General features: G+C 71.0%; 14 protein-coding genes and 1 riboswitch. Of the genes, 9 read left to right on the forward strand and 5 right to left on the reverse strand.

The features are described from left to right. Positions 1 to 156 precede the first annotated feature (156 nt). Both AB0P06_RS24410 and AB0P06_RS24415 read left to right on the forward strand, forming a co-directional pair. Positions 157 to 882 (forward strand): YoaK family protein, encoded by a 726-nt coding sequence (locus tag AB0P06_RS24410; RefSeq protein WP_363610719.1) that lies wholly within the window; start codon positions 157 to 159, stop codon positions 880 to 882. Positions 883 to 1,177: 295 nt separating this feature from the next. Next, on the forward strand, positions 1,178 to 2,815 hold the full coding sequence (locus AB0P06_RS24415; protein WP_363610721.1) for a cytosine permease: 1,638 nt from the start codon (positions 1,178 to 1,180) through the stop codon (positions 2,813 to 2,815). A gap of 165 nt (positions 2,816 to 2,980) precedes the next feature. On the opposite strand, the gene AB0P06_RS24420 is transcribed toward AB0P06_RS24415, so the two are convergent. The 4 genes from AB0P06_RS24420 to gcvT form a co-directional block, all read right to left on the reverse strand. After that, the gene (locus tag AB0P06_RS24420) at positions 2,981 to 4,348 is read right to left on the reverse strand and encodes an L-serine ammonia-lyase (RefSeq protein ID WP_363610723.1); all 1,368 of its coding nucleotides are present in this window, start codon (positions 4,346 to 4,348) and stop codon (positions 2,981 to 2,983) included. A gap of 143 nt (positions 4,349 to 4,491) precedes the next feature. Then, positions 4,492 to 5,760: a serine hydroxymethyltransferase gene (glyA, locus tag AB0P06_RS24425; protein WP_363610725.1), complete on the reverse strand. Its 1,269-nt coding sequence runs from the start codon at positions 5,758 to 5,760 to the stop codon at positions 4,492 to 4,494. 135 nt (positions 5,761 to 5,895) lie between these two features. Further along, positions 5,896 to 6,276: a glycine cleavage system protein GcvH gene (gene gcvH, locus AB0P06_RS24430; protein ID WP_363610727.1), complete on the reverse strand. Its 381-nt coding sequence runs from the start codon at positions 6,274 to 6,276 to the stop codon at positions 5,896 to 5,898. A 160-nt stretch (positions 6,277 to 6,436) separates the two neighbouring features. Next, positions 6,437 to 7,558: a glycine cleavage system aminomethyltransferase GcvT gene (gene gcvT, locus AB0P06_RS24435; RefSeq protein WP_363610729.1), complete on the reverse strand. Its 1,122-nt coding sequence runs from the start codon at positions 7,556 to 7,558 to the stop codon at positions 6,437 to 6,439. Between the two features lie 228 nt (positions 7,559 to 7,786). Next, positions 7,787 to 7,893, reverse strand: a riboswitch (glycine riboswitch). 189 nt (positions 7,894 to 8,082) lie between these two features. Between gcvT and AB0P06_RS24440 the strand changes: the two genes are divergently transcribed. The 7 genes from AB0P06_RS24440 (at position 8,083) to AB0P06_RS24470 (ending at position 16,526) form a co-directional block, all read left to right on the forward strand. Then, the gene (locus AB0P06_RS24440) at positions 8,083 to 8,877 is read left to right on the forward strand and encodes an enhanced serine sensitivity protein SseB (RefSeq protein ID WP_363610731.1); all 795 of its coding nucleotides are present in this window, start codon (positions 8,083 to 8,085) and stop codon (positions 8,875 to 8,877) included. Positions 8,878 to 9,025: 148 nt separating this feature from the next. Beyond that, positions 9,026 to 9,967, forward strand: a complete 942-nt coding sequence (locus AB0P06_RS24445; protein ID WP_363610733.1) for an enhanced serine sensitivity protein SseB C-terminal domain-containing protein — start codon at positions 9,026 to 9,028, stop codon at positions 9,965 to 9,967. A 468-nt stretch (positions 9,968 to 10,435) separates the two neighbouring features. Beyond that, a complete protein-coding gene (locus AB0P06_RS24450) occupies positions 10,436 to 11,425 on the forward strand; it encodes an ABC transporter permease (RefSeq protein WP_363610735.1) in 990 nt (329 codons plus the stop codon). Between the two features lie 56 nt (positions 11,426 to 11,481). Next, the gene (locus AB0P06_RS24455; protein WP_363610737.1) at positions 11,482 to 13,263 is read left to right on the forward strand and encodes an ABC transporter substrate-binding protein; all 1,782 of its coding nucleotides are present in this window, start codon (positions 11,482 to 11,484) and stop codon (positions 13,261 to 13,263) included. Positions 13,264 to 13,361: 98 nt separating this feature from the next. After that, positions 13,362 to 14,372 carry an ABC transporter permease gene (locus AB0P06_RS24460; protein WP_363610739.1) on the forward strand — a complete coding sequence of 337 codons (1,011 nt, stop codon included), beginning with the start codon at positions 13,362 to 13,364 and terminating at the stop codon, positions 14,370 to 14,372. Then, a complete protein-coding gene (locus AB0P06_RS24465; RefSeq protein ID WP_363610741.1) occupies positions 14,369 to 15,439 on the forward strand; it encodes an ABC transporter ATP-binding protein in 1,071 nt (356 codons plus the stop codon). The genes AB0P06_RS24460 and AB0P06_RS24465 overlap by 4 nt, the downstream gene beginning before the upstream one ends. 34 nt (positions 15,440 to 15,473) lie before the next feature. After that, on the forward strand, positions 15,474 to 16,526 hold the full coding sequence (locus AB0P06_RS24470) for a dipeptide ABC transporter ATP-binding protein (protein ID WP_363610743.1): 1,053 nt from the start codon (positions 15,474 to 15,476) through the stop codon (positions 16,524 to 16,526). Positions 16,527 to 16,651: 125 nt separating this feature from the next. On the opposite strand, the gene AB0P06_RS24475 is transcribed toward AB0P06_RS24470, so the two are convergent. After that, entirely contained in the window at positions 16,652 to 18,019 is a 1,368-nt protein-coding gene (locus tag AB0P06_RS24475; protein WP_363610745.1) for an acyltransferase, read from the reverse strand. Between the last annotated feature and the right edge of the window lie 66 nt (positions 18,020 to 18,085).

Here is an 18,085-nt window from a genome sequence, read left to right on the forward strand (position 1 = left end):
TGGGGGAGGTTGACGGCTCTGCCGGTGAGCCAAGATAGTCAGATGGTCCGACCAAGTCGGGGGATTCTCTCCACACCACCCGGTTGCCTGTCAAGGCTTCCGGCCTTGAGGGCCCGGACATCTCGCCCGCGCACCCTGCCGTAAGGACCGCCCCAGATGAGATCCATCCGCTCCAACACCGCCGCCGACCAGCCCGCCGCGGCGCCCGCCGGGTCCGACCGGCGCCTGGTGGACCTGCTCCTGGTCCTGCTCACCGCGGCGGCCGGGGCCACCGACGCCGTGGCCTACCTGGGTCTCGGCGGCGTCTTCACGGCCAACATGACCGGCAACCTCGTGCTGTTCGGCATCGCCGGGGCGCACGGTGCGGACATGCACCTCGCCCGCGCGGGCATCGCCGTGATCGCCTTCACGGCGGGCCTCGTCGCCGCCTACCGGATAACCGATCGGTCCGGCCTGTCCGACTGGCTCTGGCACCCGCGGATCAGCGCCGCGCTCGGCGTCAACCTCGCCCTGCAGACGGGCTTTCTGGCCATCTGGGCGCAGTCCGGCGCGGAGCCGGGCCGCGCGGTCGACATCGCCCTGGTCGCGCTGTCCGGAGCGGCCATGGGCCTCCAGACCGCCACCGCCCGCCGCATCGCCAGGGCCGGCATCACCACGACCTTCGTCACCGGCACGCTCACCTCCGTCGCCGAGTCCCTGTCCCACGGCTCGACCAAGGACGTCCTGCGGCGCTGCGCAGTCCTCCTGGCCCTGGTCGCGGGCGCACTCGCGGGTGCGGTCACGCTGCGCTTCGCCCCTGTCCTGGCCGCGGCGATCGCGCCAACTCTGGTGCTTGCCACGCTCGTTGTGGCTCGCCGCCGCCTGCACGGAAGGCGCGGCTGAACCAGGCGCCAACGGATTCCGTCGATTCGCACCGCCCGCGCGGACGATTCCGTCAGGACAGCGGAAATCTTTCCGCCGGACCTTGACTCCGTGTCGGGGAACGCGTAGACGTTGGGCCCCGGAGGCAGTCCTGCCGGAACGCCTCCCGGTCCTTCCGGCCAAGTCATGCCCCGCCGGACCGCCTCCCCCACGGCGGTACGCGTCCCAACTCGCGCCCCCACCGGGCCGCCTGCCCTCCTTCCGGACGCCCCGGCAGCACCCCGCGGCTCACCACCGCCCGGAGAAGGACACCCCCGTGACCACAGACAGCACCCGGACCAACGGCAAGCAGACCACCCGCAGACCCAGGCCCCTGGACGTCTCCTTCCACGACGACCCCCGTGTGGTCAAGGAGGCCGCCAACGAGGACTACTCCACCCACGTCGTCCCACTGAGCTGGCGCAGCAGCCGGCTCTCCCTGACGATGACCTGGTACGCCGTGATCAGCGGCATGTTCTACCTCGTCACCGCGGCGACGCTGGCTGTCACGGTCGGCACCGTCAACACCCTCATCGGCATCGTCCTGGCCGTCATCGTGTTCGGCGTCGTCGGCGGCGCCCTGTCGCGCTACGCCGCGCACACCGGGCTCACCGTCGCCCTGCTCTCGCAACGGCTCTTCGGCCTCGCCGGCTCCGTGCTGGCCCCGCTCATCCTCGCGGCCACAGCGCTGTACTACGCCGTGTTCGAGAGCTCCGTCATCGCCCACGCCCTGCACGCCTACACCGGGGTGCTGGATATCCGGATCTGGTACGCCGTCGCCGTCGTCACCAACTTGCCGATGGTCATCGGCGGAGTGCGCCGCTGGATGGACAAGTTCAACGGCTTCCTGCTGCCGCTGTACTGGGGCGGCCTGCTCGTCGCCGTCGTCCTGGCCGCGGTGAAGTACCCCTCCAAGGGCTGGCTGACCCACGTCCCGGACAGTGCCCCGGACCTCAGCGCGCCGGGCTGGCTCTACGCCCTGTTCGTCTACCTCGGCGTGTTCGTCTTCATGATGTACACGGTGGACTTCGCCCGCTTCGGCAAGCCCGAGGACAGCCGCTACCACAGCGTCGTCACCTTCGGCCCGGTCTTCTACCTCTTCGTGTACCTCGCCAACGGTCTCATCGGGATCTTCCTGGTGATGGCGGCCGGCACCTCCGGCGCCTTGTCGGAGACAGCCATCGGCGACACCGTCATCAACCTGATGGGGATCTCGGGCCTGGTCGTCGTCTGGGTGACCCAGTCCAGGATCAACACGGCGAACTACTACGTCGCCTCCACCAATCTGGAGGCCCTGTTCACGCGGCTGCTGCGGATCCGCGTCCCCCGGGTCGCCGCCCTGATGCTCGCCGGCGTGCTGACCTACCTGTTCATGCTCACCGATGTCCTCAGCTACCTGCTCACCGCGCTGGCCTGGCAGGGCGCGTTCGTCGTCGCCTGGGTGGGCATCGCCCTGACCCACATGTGGCTCAGCCGCCACGGCGACCGCGACGGGCTGCCGGAGTTCCGCCCCGGCCGGGTGGCCTCGTTCGGCCCCGGCGCGATCGTCTGGCTGATCGTCTCGGTGCTCGGCATCGCGGTGTACGAGGGCACCGGCACCTTCGGGACCACGTGGTCCACCCCCCTGGTCCTGGTGCTCAGCATCGTCCTGTACACCGTGGCCCACCGGCTCGGCCGACCCGTCGCCCTCGACCGGCCGGGCGACCCGCGCGACGAGGTCGAGGACATCTGGGAGACCCGCGTCCGCTGCCACACCTGCGACCACTCCTATATCGCCGTGGAGATGGACCGCGACCCCAGCACCGAGGACGGCGCCGCGATCTGCGCCGACTGCGCGGGACGCAGCGCGGCGTTCCGCCGGGCCGTACTGCTCGAAGCCCGCACGGCCCCGACCGGCCGGCCCGCAGACCGCTGAGCCCGCGCCGGGCCCGTCCCCTCACGTGCCGAAGGACACGGGGGACGGGCCCGGCGCCCGGCCGCGCCTGGAGGTGACGGCGCGTCCGTGGCCGGGGCCGGGTGTCGCGCCGCTGAGCCGGCCGGACGGGGGCCGTCCGGCCGGCTCGGCGGGGGAGTGCGGGGGTCAGCACTCGATGACGTTGACGGCGAGGCCGCCGCGGCTGGTCTCCTTGTACTTGATCTTCATGTCGGCGCCGGTCTCCTTCATGGTCTTGATCGCCTTGTCGAGGGAGACGTGGTGGCGGCCGTCGCCGCGCAGGGCCATCCGGGCGGCGGTGACGGCCTTGACGGACGCCATGCCGTTGCGCTCGATGCAGGGGATCTGGACCAGGCCGCCGACCGGGTCGCAGGTGAGGCCGAGGTTGTGCTCGATGCCGATCTCGGCGGCGTTCTCGACCTGTTCGGGGGAGCCGCCGAGGACCTCGGCGAGGCCGCCGGCGGCCATCGAGCAGGCGGAGCCGACCTCGCCCTGGCAGCCGACCTCGGCGCCGGAGATGGAGGCGTTCTCCTTGAAGAGCATGCCGATCGCGCCGGCGGCGAGGAGGAAGCGGACGATGCCCTCGTCGTCGGCGCCGGGGATGAAGTTCAGGTAGTAGTGCAGGACGGCGGGGATGATGCCGGCCGCGCCGTTGGTGGGGGCGGTGACGACGCGCCGGCCGGAGGCGTTCTCCTCGTTGACGGCCATCGCGTAGAGGGTCACCCACTCCATGGCGTTGGCCGGGCCGATGCCCTCGGCGCGCAGCGCGCGGGCGCCGGAGGCGGCGCGGCGGCGGACCTTGAGGCCACCGGGGAGGATGCCCTCGCGGGACATGCCGGCCCGGACGCACTCCTGCATGACGCGCCAGATCTCCAGCAGCCCGGCCCGGATCTCCTCCTCCGTCCGCCAGGCCTTCTCGTTCTCCAGCATCAGGCCGGAGATGGACAGACCGGTCTCGCGGGTGAGCCGGAGCAGTTCCTCGCCGGTGCGGAAGGGGTAGCGCAGGGCGGTGTCGTCGGGCTTGACCCGGTCCGCGCCGAGCGCGTCCTCGTCGACCACGAAGCCGCCGCCGACCGAGTAGTACGTCTTCTCCAGCAGCGTGGAGCCGTCGGCCGCGTACGCCCAGAGGGTCATGCCGTTGGCGTGGTACGGCAGCGAGCGGCGGCGGTGCAGGACGAGCTGGGTGTCCGGGTCGAAGTCGATCGGCTGGCTGCCGAGCAGGTTGAGGCGCTTCTCGGCCCTTATCCGCTCGACGTCCAGGTCGGCCTGGTCGACGTCCACGGTGCGCGGGGAGTTGTTCTCCAGGCCCAGCAGGACGGCCTTCGGGGTGCCGTGGCCGTGCCCGGTGGCGCCGAGCGAGCCGTACAGCTCGGCGCGGACGGCGGTGGTGCCAGCCAGCAGGCCCTCGGACTTCAGTCGGCGGGCGAACATCCGGGCGGCGCGCATGGGGCCGACGGTGTGGGAACTCGAAGGGCCGATGCCGATGGAGAAGAGGTCGAAGACGCTGATGGCCACGGGGGACGTCCTTGTCTGGTCTCGTGGAAGGACAGGCGGGCAGGTGCCGGCACGGAACGGGGCACCGCGCGCACTGTCCAGTGTGCGCGGTGCCCCTTGATCGCAGGTGGCCCGACGGGGTGAGGCCGGTCACCCGCGCCGGACTACAGGTTCGGGTAGAGCGGGTACTTCGCGGCCAGCGCGGAGACGCGGGCCTTCAGAGCGGTGGCGACGGCCTCGTCGAAGGCCGGCTTCAGCGCCTCGGCGATGATGTCGGCGACCTCGCGGAAGTCCTCGGCCTGGAAGCCGCGGGTGGCGAGCGCCGGGGTGCCGATCCGCAGGCCGGAGGTGACCATCGGCGGGCGGGGGTCGTTCGGGACGGCGTTGCGGTTGACCGTGATGCCGACCTCGTGGAGGCGGTCCTCGGCCTGCTGGCCGTCGAGCGCGCTGTTGCGCAGGTCGACCAGGACCAGGTGCACATCGGTGCCGCCGGACAGGACGGACGCGCCGGCCTCGGCGACATCGGCCTGGAGCAGGCGCTCGGCCAGGATCCGGGCGCCGTCCAGGGTGCGCTGCTGGCGCTCCTTGAACTCCTCCGAGGCGGCGACCTTGAACGCGACGGCCTTGCCGGCGATCACGTGCTCCAGCGGACCGCCCTGCTGGCCGGGGAAGACCGCGGAGTTGATCTTCTTGGCGAACTCGGCCTTGGAGAGGATGACGCCGCCGCGCGGGCCGCCCAGGGTCTTGTGGGTGGTGGTGGTGACCACGTCCGCGTACGGCACCGGGTTGGGGTGCAGGCCGGCGGCGACCAGACCGGCGAAGTGCGCCATGTCGACCATCAGCAGCGCGCCGACCTCGTCGGCGATCCGGCGGAAGGCGGCGAAGTCCAGCTGGCGCGGGTAGGCGGACCAGCCGGCGATGATCAGCTTGGGCTGGTGCTCCTTGGCGAGGCGCTCGACCTCGGCCATGTCGACCTGGCCGGTCTTCTCGTCGACGTGGTACGCGGCCACGTTGTAGAGCTTGCCGGAGAAGTTGATCTTCATGCCGTGGGTCAGGTGACCGCCGTGGGCCAGGCTCAGGCCCAGGATGGTGTCGCCCGGCTGGATCAGCGCGAACATCGCGGCGGCGTTGGCCTGCGCGCCGGAGTGCGGCTGGACGTTGGCGTGCTCGGCGCCGAACAGGGCCTTGATCCGGTCGATCGCGATCTGCTCGACGACGTCCACGTGCTCACAGCCGCCGTAGTAGCGGCGGCCGGGGTAGCCCTCGGCGTACTTGTTGGTGAGCACCGAGCCCTGGGCCTCCATGACCGCCACCGGGGCGAAGTTCTCGGAGGCGATCATTTCCAGGGTGGTCTGCTGGCGGTGCAGCTCGGCGTCGACCGCGGCGGCGATCTCCGGGTCGAGAGCGTGCAGGGACTGGTTGAGAACCGTCATGGTGTGGTCTTCCCGGGGAGGAGAGAAGGACGTGCCGCGCTTGGCGCGCCCTTGGGAGGGAGGCGGCGGGCGACGGGAGGGCGGGGACGGCCGGCCGCGGGGCGGCCGCCGCGCTGCGGCCGCCCCGGCGGACGATCAGGCCTCGGGGTTGGTGAGCGCGTCGTACTCGTCGGCGCTCAGCAGCTCGTCGGTGGCCTCGACGCGGACCTTGAACAGCCAGCCGCCTTCGAAGGGCTCGCTGTTGACGAGGGCGTTGTCGTCCAGGACGGCCTGGTTGACCTCGACGATCTCGCCGGTGACCGGCGAGTACAGGTCGCTGACCGACTTGGTGGACTCGAGCTCGCCACAGGTCTCACCCGCGGTCACGGTCTCGCCGACCTCGGGCAGCTGCACATAGACGATGTCGCCCAGGGCGTCGGCCGCGTGGGCGGTGATACCGACCGTGGAGACACCGTCAGCGGCGGCCGTCAGCCACTCGTGCTCCTTGGTGTACTGCAGGTGCTGGGGGTTGCTCATGGCGTCATTCTCCAGGATGGGAAGCGGGTACGACGAAGCGGTCCGGCGGGCGGACGGCATCGACGTGGATCTACGGGGGGAAAGCGGGCCTCGGCGGACGGGCCGGAGGCGGGCTCCGCCCCGCGCCGGGGAGCTGCCCGGCGCGGGACGGAGCGGGCCCTCAGCGGGCGCGCTTGTAGAACGGCAGCGCCACGACCTGCACCGGCTCGGGCCGGCCGCGGACGTCCACCGCGACGGTGGTGCCGGGCGCGGCGTGCGCCGCGTCCACGTAGGCGATCGCGATCGGCTTGCCCAGCGTGGGGGAGGGGGCGCCGGAGGTGATCCGGCCGATCGGCGTGCCGTCGGCGGAGACCACGGTGTAGTCGGCGCGCGGGACGCGCTTGCCCTCGGAGACCAGGCCGACCAGCACCCGCGGCGGGTGGGCCTCGGCCTCGGCGGCGGCCTTCTCCAGCGCCTTGCGGCCGATGAACGCGCCCTCGTTGGTGGTCTTGTCGAACCGGACGACCCGGCCCAGGCCGGCGTCGAACGGGGTCAGGTCGGTGGACAGCTCGTGCCCGTACAGCGGCATGCCCGCCTCCAGGCGCAGCGTGTCGCGGCAGGACAGGCCGCAGGGCACCAGGCCGCGGTCGGCGCCGGCCTCGGTCAGCGCCGTCCAGACGGGCTCGGCGTCGGCCGGGGCGCAGAAGATCTCGAAGCCGTCCTCGCCGGTGTAGCCGGTGCGGGCGAGCAGCACCTCGCGGCCGGCCACCCGGGCCGGGAGGATCGCGTAGTACTTCAGGCCGGGCAGGTCGGCGTCGGTGGTGTCGGCGAGGATCGCGGTGGACTCCGGGCCCTGGACGGCGATCAGGGAGTAGGTGTCGCGGTCGTCGGTGACGACGGCGTCGAAGCCCTTGGCGCGGGCGATCAGCTCGTCCAGCACCAGCTGGGCGTTGGAGGCGTTGGCGACGACCAGGAAGGCGTCCTCGCGCAGGCGGTAGACGATCAGGTCGTCCAGGATGCCGCCGTCCTCGGCGCAGATCATGGTGTAGCGGGCGCGCAGCACGCCCAGCGCGGAGACGAAGCCGACCAGCGCGTGGTCCAGCATCTCGCCGGCCTGCGGACCGGTGACGGTGATCTCGCCCATGTGGGAGAGGTCGAAGAGGCCGGCCCTGGTGCGGACGGCGAGGTGCTCCTCGCGCTCGCTGCCGTAGCGCAGCGGCATGTCCCAGCCGGCGAAGTCGGTCATGGTCGCGCCGAGGGCGCGGTGCAGCGCGTCGAGCGCGGTGAGGCGGAGGGACGACATGGCCTGGGACTCCTCGGTCTGGGCACTCAGGTGTGCGCACGCCGGACCGGTCCCGCTCGGGGCCGACCCTGCGCGCGGGCATGCGGCGGCTGGGTCTCCCCATCTGTCGTCGTACCTGAGAGCTTCACCGCACGCAGGCCCGCAGCTCTTTACAGCTAACAGGACAACATGGCGGCTTGCACCGTGGGTGGGCGCGTGGCAGAGCCGTGCGCCGCTTTCCAGATGTGCCTAACCCGTGCGGTAAGGGGTGCCTGAGAGTTTCCGGGGAGGACTTGCTCCTTCGGCGCCGGCTGTGCCGCCTGACGGGGCACTCCGGGCTCTCCCGCGCGGGTTCGAGCGGCCTGTATGGAGTTAGGGGCCTCCGTCGGGAAAGCGCGGAGACGCGCACATCATGGCACGTCTGCGCCCCGGGCGGGAGAGGGGGCCCGGGCGGCCCGCTAGGCTGCTCGGCGTCGGCGGGCGCGCCGGCGGGCACGGCGCGGCGCACGAGCACGACACACGGACACAGGGCGGTACAGGGGCGCATGGGGTACCCGGCGGAGCAGCAGCAGGGGTGGGGCGGCCCGGAGACGGCGCCGCAGGGCGGCGGATGGCCGGCCAACGAGCTGGAGCAGGTGCTCACCGCCGCGCTCGGCGACCCGGGCGCGACCGCCCGGGTGATCGAGGTACTGGCCCGCAGCCAGGTGTGGATCCCGCTGCCGGCCGGGGCCGATCCGCAGGGCCAGTCGCTGAACCTGCCGACCGTCGAGCTGGCCGGCGACCCCTATGTGCCGGTCTTCTCCTCGCAGGAGGTGTTCCTGCGGCAGGCGCCGGGGATGGCCTTCGCGGTCGCGCCGGTCTGGGAGTTCGCCCGCGGGCTGCCGCTGGGCATCGGCATCGCGGTGAACCCGGAGGCGGCGGTCGGCATCCCGGTGCCGCCGGAGGGCGTGGCCGAGCTGCGGCGCGGGCCGCGCGAGGACCGCTGGGAGGCCCCGGACAGCCCGACCGGCGGCCGGGTGGCGCTGCGCGAGCCGGTGCCGGGCGAGGACCCGGAGGCCTTCCTGGCCGCCGCCCGGGCCGAACTCGCCGGCCTGCCCGGGGTGCTGACCGCCCGGCGGGCGCTGGCCAGCGTCGAGGGCGAGCCGACCGTGATGTTCATCGGGGTCCAGCTCGACCCGGCGGCCCCGGCCGAGCCGGCCACCGTGAACGAAGCACTGGGCCGGGCACTGGGAACCGCGCCGCTGCCCGGCGGCGTCCACCTCGTACTACTCGATCTCGTGGAGGATCCCGTGGTCGAGTGGTTGCTCAACCAGGTCCGGCCGTTCTACACACGGATGTGACGCGTTCCCTCCCCGCCCGGCGTCGGGCCGGAGGAGGGGACGAGGCAGACACGTCGGCGTGGCGGCGGTCGGTGGCGCGCCATAGGGTGCGTGCAGGCAGCCGCCGGGTCGGCGGGTGAGAGAAGAAGAGGCGCAGCGAGGTGGGCGCATGAGTGCGGGAGCGGTAGCGGGCGGTGCACCGGGGCCCTGGGGCCAGGCGCCCGCCGGGCGCCCCGGCGCGGATCCGGGTGCGCTGGAGCGAGCCCTGCGCGAGGTCGCGCCGGAGCGCTACGAGGCGTACGAGGCGCTGCTGCACGCCCTTGCCGCGGGCCAGGTCTGGATGCTGCTCTGGCACGGCACCCCCGGCAGCCCGGACGCCCAGTACGGGAACATGGAGATCAGCGGCCACGGCTACGCGCCGGCCGTCACCTCGCCCGAGCAGCTGGCGGCGTCCGGCTGGGCCCGGGCGCACGAGGTGATCTCCGGCCGGGAGATCGCCGCCTCGCTGTACCGCACCCGCTGGGGCCTCTGGCTGAATCCGCACGCCCCCGGCGGCGGTGTCGGGGTGCCCTGGGCGGACCTCCGGCGGATCGCGGCGGGGCTGGACCGGCTGCCGGCCGGGCCGCTGAAGCTGAGCGAACCGCAGGTGCCGGCCCAGCAGTTCTTCGCGCTGCTGGAGCGGCAGGCGGGCGAGGTGCGGGCGGTCAGGGCGCTGTGCCGGGCCTGGGTGCAGCCCGCCGTCGGCGAGCCGTACCTGGCCATCGGCCTTGATCTTTACGAGAGTTCGCCACCGACCGTGGAGGCCGTCCGGGCCCTGATGCAGCGGGCGATCGCGGTGGCCCCGGAGGGCCTGGCCGTCTCCACGGTGGCGATGGGGGACGAGTACGACCCGGTGGCGCTCTGGATGCGGGCCAACGCGCGGCCGTTCTTCGACCGTGAGGTGGCCGGCCACGGGCGGCCGGCGACCGCGCCCTACCCGCCGGTGCCGCCACCGCCGTACACCTCGCAGACGGGGCCGGCGTACGGCGGTTACGGCACCCAGCCGCCCGGCCCTGGCTGGCCGGGGCAGCCGCCGCAGCAGCAGCCGTGGCCCGGCTATCCGGGGCGCTGACCGGGCGCGCCGGAGCCCCGCACCGTCGAAAACCAGTACGAGAAGCCGACTTGACGTGACGTCAGGTCGGCTTCCTGGTTTTTCCGGACGATTTTCCGGCCGGTGCCGTCACACATCTTGACATGCCTGTAACAGCTGTGTGAAGAGGGATATGCCGAGAATCCGGAGGTGCATGCGCACAGATCACAGTTGGGCATCTGTCGGTGGTCAGGGCTGGCGCAAGCCAGTTCAGATGGCAGAGAGTTCTGCGCAACGCACCGCGTGTACTTGGAGCCCCACAAAGGTGAACGCGCGCCGCGAACCGCTCGAACCGCGCGATGCCCATCCCGCGTGGCAGCAGCACCGAGTACCTCGTACCGCCGTGCACCACCCGAACCCTGCACCTCCGCACGTCCGCACCAGCCGTAGCGCCGAACCGGCGACCGGCACCCGTGGGCCGGCCACCGTCGGCGAGGGGACCAACTGACCATGACCGCACCCATCAAGACCGCCGGGAGCGAACCGGGGGCAGCCGCCGCCGCGAGCCCGGCCAAGAAGATCGAAGGCCGCTCGCTCGGCCGGATCGCCTGGACCCGCTTCAAGCGGGACAAGGCCGCCGTCGCCGGCGGTGTCGTGGTGATCCTGCTGATCCTGCTCGCCCTGCTGGCCAAGCCGATCGAGTCCGTCTTCGGACTGGACCCCGACGCCCTCAACCAGGACCTGCTGGACGCCAACCTCGGCGGCCTGCCGCTGGGCGACTGGGGCGGGATGAGCTGGGACCACCCGCTCGGGGTCGACCCGCTGCAGGGCCGTGACCTGCTCACCCGGGTCATCGAGGGCTCCTGGGTCTCCCTGCTCGTCGCCTTCGGGGCGACCCTGCTGTCCAACACCATCGGCGTGGTGCTCGGCGTGATGGCCGGCTACTACGGCGGCTGGGTGGACACCCTGATCAGCCGGGTGATGGACGTCTTCCTCGCCTTCCCGCTGCTGCTCTTCGCCATCGCGATCTCCGCCTCGCTCCAGGGCGGCGCCTTCGGCCTGCACGGGCTCCCGCTGCACATCGCCGTGCTGATCTTCGTGATCGGCTTCTTCAACTGGCCCTACATGGGCCGGATCGTGCGCGGCCAGACCCTCTCGCTGCGCGAACGGGAGTTCGTGTTCGCCGCCCGCAGTCTGGGCGCCCGGGGCCCGTTCATCCTGTTCAGGGAGCTGCTGCCCAACCTGGTCGGTCCGATCCTGGTCTACTCGACGCTGCTGATCCCGACCAACATCCTCTTCGAGGCGGGCCTCAGCTTCCTCGGCGTCGGCATCCAGGCCCCGCAGGCCTCCTGGGGCGGCATGCTCAACGACGCGATCAAGTACTACCAGGTGGACCCGCAGTACATGGTGGTCCCCGGTATGGCGATCTTCCTCACCGTGCTCGCCTTCAACCTGCTCGGCGACGGGCTGCGTGACGCCCTCGATCCCAAGAGCAACTGACTTCTCGTCAGGACCCTTCGATCCGCCACCACTTCCTCAAGGGGTTGATCCCACCCATGCGTAGGTCCCGTACCGTCGCGCTCACCGCCGCGGCCGCTGCCACGGTCCTGATCGTCACCGGCTGCTCGTCCGGCTCGTCCAAGAGCGACAGTTCCTCCTCCGCCCCCTCCTCCGCCGGTGTCGGCGACGGCGGTGCCTCCGGCGCGGCCACCAAGGGCATCGTCAACGCCTCGGACAAGAAGGGCGGCACCGTCACCTACGAGATGCGCGGTACGCCGGACTCCTTCGACCCGGGCAACACGTACTACGCGTACATCTACAACTTCTCGCGCCTGTACGGGCGTCCGCTGACCACCTTCGCGCCGGGCCCCGGCGACGAGGGCAACAAGCTGGTCCCGGACCTGGCCGAGTCCATGGGCACGCCCAGCGCGGACGGCCTGACCTGGACGTACAAGCTGCGGGCCGGCCTGAAGTACGAGGACGGCACCCCGATCAGCTCCAAGGACGTCAAGTACGCGGTGGAGCGCTCCAACTTCGCGGCGGAGGTGAACTCCAACGGCCCGACGTACTTCAAGGAGCTGCTGGTCGACAACCCGACGCCGTACGAGGGCCCGTACAAGGACAAGACCGGCGGGCTGAACTCGATCGAGACGCCGGACGACACCACCATCGTCTTCCACCTGAAGCACGCCTTCGCCGACTTCGACTACCTGGTCAGCGCCCCGCAGACGGTGCCGGTCCCGCAGGCCAAGGACACCGGCGCGGACTACGTGAAGCACGTGGTGGCCTCGGGCACCTACAAGTTCGAGTCCTACGAGGACGGCAAGCAGCTCACCCTGGTGCCCAACACCAACTGGGACCCGAGCACCGACCCGATCCGCAAGCAGCTCGCGGACAAGATCGTGGTCAGGATGAACATCGAGCAGTCCACCATCGACAAGGACCTGCTGGCCGGCAACGCCCAGGTGGACCTCGTCGGCGCCGGTGTCGACCCGCAGACCCAGGCGCAGATCCTGCGCGACCAGAAGCTCAAGGCCAGCACCGACAACGCCTTCGGCGGCCGCCTGGTCTACACCGCGATCAACACCAAGGTCGCGCCGTTCGACAACATCGAGTGCCGCAAGGCCGTCCAGTACGCGATCGACAAGGTCTCGGTGCAGACCGCCATGGGCGGCCCGATCCGCGGCTCGATCGCCAGCACCGTGCTCCCGCCGGACATCCCGGGCCACCAGGACTTCAACGTCTGGGAGACCAAGGACAACAAGGGCGACGAGGGCAAGGCCAAGGCGGCCCTCAAGGCCTGCGGCAAGCCGGACGGCTTCAGCACCGTGCTCACCGCCCGCACCGAGCGCGCCCCCGAGGTCGCCGCGGCCACCTCGATCCAGGCCGCGCTGAAGAAGGTCGGCATCAACGCCGAGATCCAGCAGTACCCGCAGGGCAAGTACTTCACCGACCACGCCGGTGTCCCGCAGTTCACCCAGGACAAGAACATCGGCCTGATGATGATGCAGTGGGGTGCCGACTGGCCGACCGGCTACGGCTTCCTGCAGCAGATCGTCGACGGCCGCTCGATCAAGGCCTCCGGCAACAGCAACCTGGCCCAGGAGAACAACGCCGACGTCAACAAGCTGCTGGACGAGGCCGCCGTCAACACCGACAAGGCGGCCCGCGAGAAGATCTACGGGGCGATCGACAAGAAGGTCATGGAGGACGCGGTCTACGTGCCGCTGACCTACTTCAAGGTCTTCCTGTACCGCCCGGACAGCGCCACCAACGTGGTGTCCACCTCGGCCTTCTCGGGTGAGTACGACTACCTGAACATCGGCACCAACAAGTAAGAGCCTGGCTCCACATCCCTGAAGGCAGGTGAAGGCAGCGGCGCCCGCCGCCGTCCGGAGGATCCCGGACGGCGGCGGGCCGCCGGAGCCGCCCAACTGTGTTTGCCTACATCATCCGCAGGACGTTCGCGGCCCTGGTGCTGCTGCTGGTGGTCAGCGCGGTCACCTTCGCGATCTTCTTCCTGCTCCCGCGCCTGGCCGGCGAGACGACCGACCAGCTGGCCGCGCAGTACATCGGGAAGAACCCGTCACCCGAGGCGATCGCGGCGATCAAGAAGAACCTCGGGTTCGACCAGCCGCTCTACACCCAGTACTGGCACTTCCTGAAGGCACTGGTCAGCGGCGCCGAGTACAAGTTCGGCCCGGACCCGGTCACCTGCCACGTGCCGTGCTTCGGCTACTCGTTCAAGAACCACCTGGAGGTCTGGCCCGAGCTGACCAAGCGCATCCCGATCACCCTCTCGCTGGCCAGCGGTGCCGCGGTGGTCTGGCTGGTCTCCGGTGTCGCCACCGGCGTGGTCTCCGCCCTCAAGCCGAAGTCGATCTTCGACCGGCTCTCCATGGGCGTCGCGCTGGCCGGCGTCTCGCTGCCGGTCTTCTTCACCGGCGCGCTGCTGCTCACGCTCTTCAGCTACGAGTGGCCGATCCTGGACAACCCGCACTACGTCAACTTCACCGACGACCCGCTGATGTGGGCCCGCAACCTGATCCTCCCGTGGATCTCGCTGGCCTTCCTCTACTCCGCGCTCTACGCCCGGCTCACCCGCGCCGGAATGCTGGAGACGATGAGCGAGGACTACATCCGCACCGCCCGGGCCAAGGGCCTGGCCGAGCGCAAGGTGGTCGTCCGGCACGGGCTGCGCTCCGCGCTCACCCCCGTCGTCACCATCTTCGGCATGGACCTCGGCCTGCTGCTCGGCGGTGCGCTGATCACCGAACAGGTCTTCTCGCTCCAGGGCGTCGGCCAGTTCGCGGTCTCCGCGATCACCGACAACGACCTGCCGAAGATCCTCGGCGTCACGCTGCTCGCCGCCTTCTTCATCGTGCTCTGCAACCTCGTGGTTGACCTCCTGTACGCCGCTGTCGACCCCCGGGTGAGGCTGTCGTGACCGACCTCCAGAAGACCGCTGCCCCGGCGGGGGAGGGCGCGGCGCGGGACGCCTTCCTCTCCGTGCGCGACCTGCGGATCCACTTCGACACCGACGACGGCCTGGTCCGCTCGGTCGACGGGGTCAGCTTCGACCTCCAGAAGGGCCGGACCCTCGGCATCGTCGGCGAGTCCGGCTCCGGCAAGTCCGTCACCTCGCTCGGCATCATGGGCCTGCACCGCACCAAGCGGGCCAGGATCGGCGGCGAGATCTGGCTGGACGGCGAGGAGCTGATCGCGGCCGGACCGGACCGGGTCCGCCAGCTGCGCGGCCGCCAGATGGCGATGATCTTCCAGGACCCGCTCACCGCGATGCACCCCTACTACACCGTCGGGGCGCAGATCGTCGAGGCCTACCGGGTGCACCACCCGCAGGCGACCAAGAAGCAGGCCCGCGCCCGCGCCGTCGAGATGCTCGACCGGGTCGGCATCCCGCAGCCCGACCGCCGGGTCGACGACTACCCGCACCAGTTCTCCGGCGGCATGCGCCAGCGCGCCATGATCGCCATGGCGCTGGTCAACGACCCCTCGCTGCTGATCGCCGACGAGCCCACCACCGCCCTGGACGTCACCGTCCAGGCGCAGATCCTGGACCTCATCCGCGACCTCCAGCAGGAGTTCGGCTCGGCCGTCATCATCATCACCCACGACCTCGGGGTGGTCGCCGAACTCGCCGACGACATCCTGGTCATGTACGGCGGCAAGTGCGTCGAGCGCGGACCCGCCGACACCCTCTTCGACGCGCCCGAACACCCCTACACCTGGGGCCTGCTGGGCTCGATGCCGCGACTCGACCGCGAGCTCCAGGACCGGCTCGTCCCGGTCAAGGGCACCCCGCCCAGCCTGATCAACGTGCCGTCCGGCTGCGCCTTCCACCCGCGCTGCCCGTACGCCGAACTGACCGGCGGGCGCTCGGCCGAGGAGATCCCGGTGCTGGCCGAGGCCACCCCCGGGCACTACGCGGCCTGCCACCTCGGGGCCGCCGACCGGCACCGCATCTTCGCCGAAGAGATCGCACCCCGGCTGTGAGCCCGGCCTCGTACCACCTTTCTGGAGACCACTGATGACGGACACTCAGACGGCGGGGATCCCTGCGCCGACACCCGCCCCCGACCGCGAGCCGCTGCTCCGGGTGGCCGGTCTGACCCGGCATTTCCCCATCCACGGCGGGCTGTTGCGGCGCCGGACCGATGCGGTGCGGGCCGTCGACGGCATCGACTTCACGGTCAACGCGGGCGAGACCCTGGGCGTCGTCGGCGAGTCCGGCTGCGGCAAGTCGACCATGGGCCGGCTGGTCACCCGGCTCGACGAACCGACCGGCGGAACGATCGAGTTCGAGGGCACCGACATCACCCACCTGGGCGCCGGTGCGATGCGTCCGCTGCGCCGCGACATCCAGATGATCTTCCAGGACCCGTACTCCTCGCTGAACCCCCGGCACACCGTCGGCACCATCGTCGGCGCGCCGTTCCGGCTGCAGAAGGTGCAGACCGAACACGGGGTGAAGCGGGCCGTCCAGGACCTGCTGGAGCTGTGCGGGCTCAGCCCCGAGCACTACAACCGCTACCCGCACGAGTTCTCCGGCGGCCAGCGCCAGCGCATCGGCATCGCCCGGGCGCTCGCCCTGCGGCCCAAGATGGTCGTCGCCGACGAGCCGGTCTCCGCCCTCGACGTCTCGATCCAGGCGCAGGTGGTCAACCTGCTGGACGACCTCCAGCGCGAGCTGGGCCTGACGTACCTGATCATCGCGCACGACCTCTCGGTGGTCCGGCACGTCTCCGACCGGGTCGCGGTGATGTACCTCGGCAAGATCGTCGAGATCGCCGACCGGGACTCGCTCTACGCGAGCCCGCTGCACCCGTACACCAACGCCCTGATGTCCGCCGTGCCGGTGCCCGACCCGCGCCGCAGGCAGCAGGGCGGGCGCGAGCGCATCCTGCTCCAGGGCGACGTGCCGTCACCGATCAACCCGCCCAGCGGCTGCCGCTTCCGCACCCGCTGCTGGAAGGCCCAGGAGATCTGCGCCGCCCAGGAACCGCCGCTCGCCGCGCTGAAGACCGGCCACCAGGTGGCCTGCCACTTCCCGGAGAACGCCCCCGCGGGCGGGGCGTCCTGAACAGCTGCGCCCTGAACAGCGGTGTCCTGAACACCTGACGCCGACGGCGAAGGCCGTCCGCCCGGAGCCTGGGAGCTCCGGGCGGACGGCCTTCGCGTTCGGTGGTCGGCGGCAGCCGGTCGCGGTCAGCCGCTGCCGGACAGCGCGGGCTCCGGATCCCGCCCGGTCGGCACGGCCGGACCGCCCGCCCCCGCCTCCGGCCGGGACGGCGCCGCGGGCGGCGGGAACCGGCGGTTCACGGCCTTCATCACCCGGCGGCCGAGGTTCTGGAACGGGATCTCGATCAGGCGGTAGCTGAGGTAGCTGAGGATCAGCAGCACGGCCATGAAGGCGACGAACTGCACCGTGCGGCCCTTCCAGCCGACGATCGGCGCATGGCCCTCCAGCATCCAGTTCATGCCGTGGACCAGCGGGTTGTGCAGCAGGTAGACCGAGTAGCTGATCGCACCCAGCCAGCTGAGCGCCCGCGGGAAGCGCCGCTTGCGCAGCAGCATGCCGACCACGAAGACCGCCCAGGCGGCCACGTACGCGTAGGAGAACGACATCCAGGAGCCGCTCCAGGTGCGCCACAGTGCCGGGCCGCGGTTGTACAGGTAGCCGACCAGGAAACCCGACGCGGCCACGAAGAGGCAGCAGAGGATGGCCGGGAGCCGCTCGATCTGGCCGTGCTCGAGCCGGTACAGCACGGTGCCGGCGAACATCGTCGCGAAGATCAGCATGGTCTCGAACGCGGTGGACCGGCTGTTCAGCAGGATCAGCACCAGGCCCAGACCGCCGAGCAGCACCCCGCCCCAGCGGACCAGTTCCGGCCGGGCGGTGAAGATGCAGACCATCGCCATGACGACGACGAGCCCGCCGGCCGTCACCAGATGGCGGGTGGCGGCGAGATCGGTCGAGATGGTGCCCAGCGCCAGCCAGGAGCCGAGGACCAGCGCGAAGGCCGCGAAGCCGATCGCGATCGGGGCGCTCCGCCGGTGCCAGCCCAGGACGAACAGGGCCGTCACGAAGTAGTAGAAGAGCATCTCGTAGGTGAGCGTCCACATCACCCCGACGACGTTGGGCACGCCCATCATGTCCTGCAGCATCATCCCGTTGCCGGCGAGCGACAGCAGGGGGTGCTCGAAGGCCCAGCCCTGCACGACGGTGTAGTTGCGCGGGAGGATCAGCAGGCAGCCGACCACGGTCAGGATCACCACGGGGTAGATCCGGAAGAAGCGCCCGGCCCAGAACGCCCGCACGTCGCCGCGCCGCTCCAGTGAGGCCGGGATGATGTAACCGCTCACCAGGAAGAACAGCATCACGCCGAAGATGCCCGGGTCCAGGTAGTACGGCACCTTGGTGCCGTGCGGGATCCAGTAGAACGGCAGCGCGAGGTGGTAGACGGCGACGGAGAGCGCGGCGATGCCGCGCAGCGCGTCGAGCCAGCCGAGTCTCGACGAGGCGGGGGCGGGGCTCCCGGCGCGTCGCCTGGATACACGTTCGATCAGCTTCACAGGCGGAGGCTAGCGGAAGCCGCGATGACCGGGAACGTTCGAGTGGTGCCGACGGCGCCCCGGGAA

Origin of the sequence: Kitasatospora sp. NPDC088351, from assembly GCF_040685575.1 — a bacterium.
GTDB lineage: Bacteria > Actinomycetota > Actinomycetes > Streptomycetales > Streptomycetaceae > Kitasatospora.

Bases quoted from the DNA above. Each gene is read 5' to 3' on its own strand.
- glyA (WP_363610725.1), bottom strand. From the start codon at position 5,760: ATGACGGTTCTCAACCAGTCCCTGCACGCTCTCGACCCGGAGATCGCC.
- gcvH (WP_363610727.1), bottom strand. From the start codon at position 6,276: ATGAGCAACCCCCAGCACCTGCAGTACACCAAGGAGCACGAGTGGCTG.
- AB0P06_RS24450 (WP_363610735.1), top strand. From the start codon at position 10,436: ATGACCGCACCCATCAAGACCGCCGGGAGCGAACCGGGGGCAGCCGCC.
- gcvT (WP_363610729.1), bottom strand. From the start codon at position 7,558: ATGTCGTCCCTCCGCCTCACCGCGCTCGACGCGCTGCACCGCGCCCTC.
- AB0P06_RS24470 (WP_363610743.1), top strand. From the start codon at position 15,474: ATGACGGACACTCAGACGGCGGGGATCCCTGCGCCGACACCCGCCCCC.
- AB0P06_RS24445 (WP_363610733.1), top strand. From the start codon at position 9,026: ATGAGTGCGGGAGCGGTAGCGGGCGGTGCACCGGGGCCCTGGGGCCAG.
- AB0P06_RS24440 (WP_363610731.1), top strand. From the start codon at position 8,083: ATGGGGTACCCGGCGGAGCAGCAGCAGGGGTGGGGCGGCCCGGAGACG.
- AB0P06_RS24455 (WP_363610737.1), top strand. From the start codon at position 11,482: ATGCGTAGGTCCCGTACCGTCGCGCTCACCGCCGCGGCCGCTGCCACG.
- AB0P06_RS24410 (WP_363610719.1), top strand. From the start codon at position 157: ATGAGATCCATCCGCTCCAACACCGCCGCCGACCAGCCCGCCGCGGCG.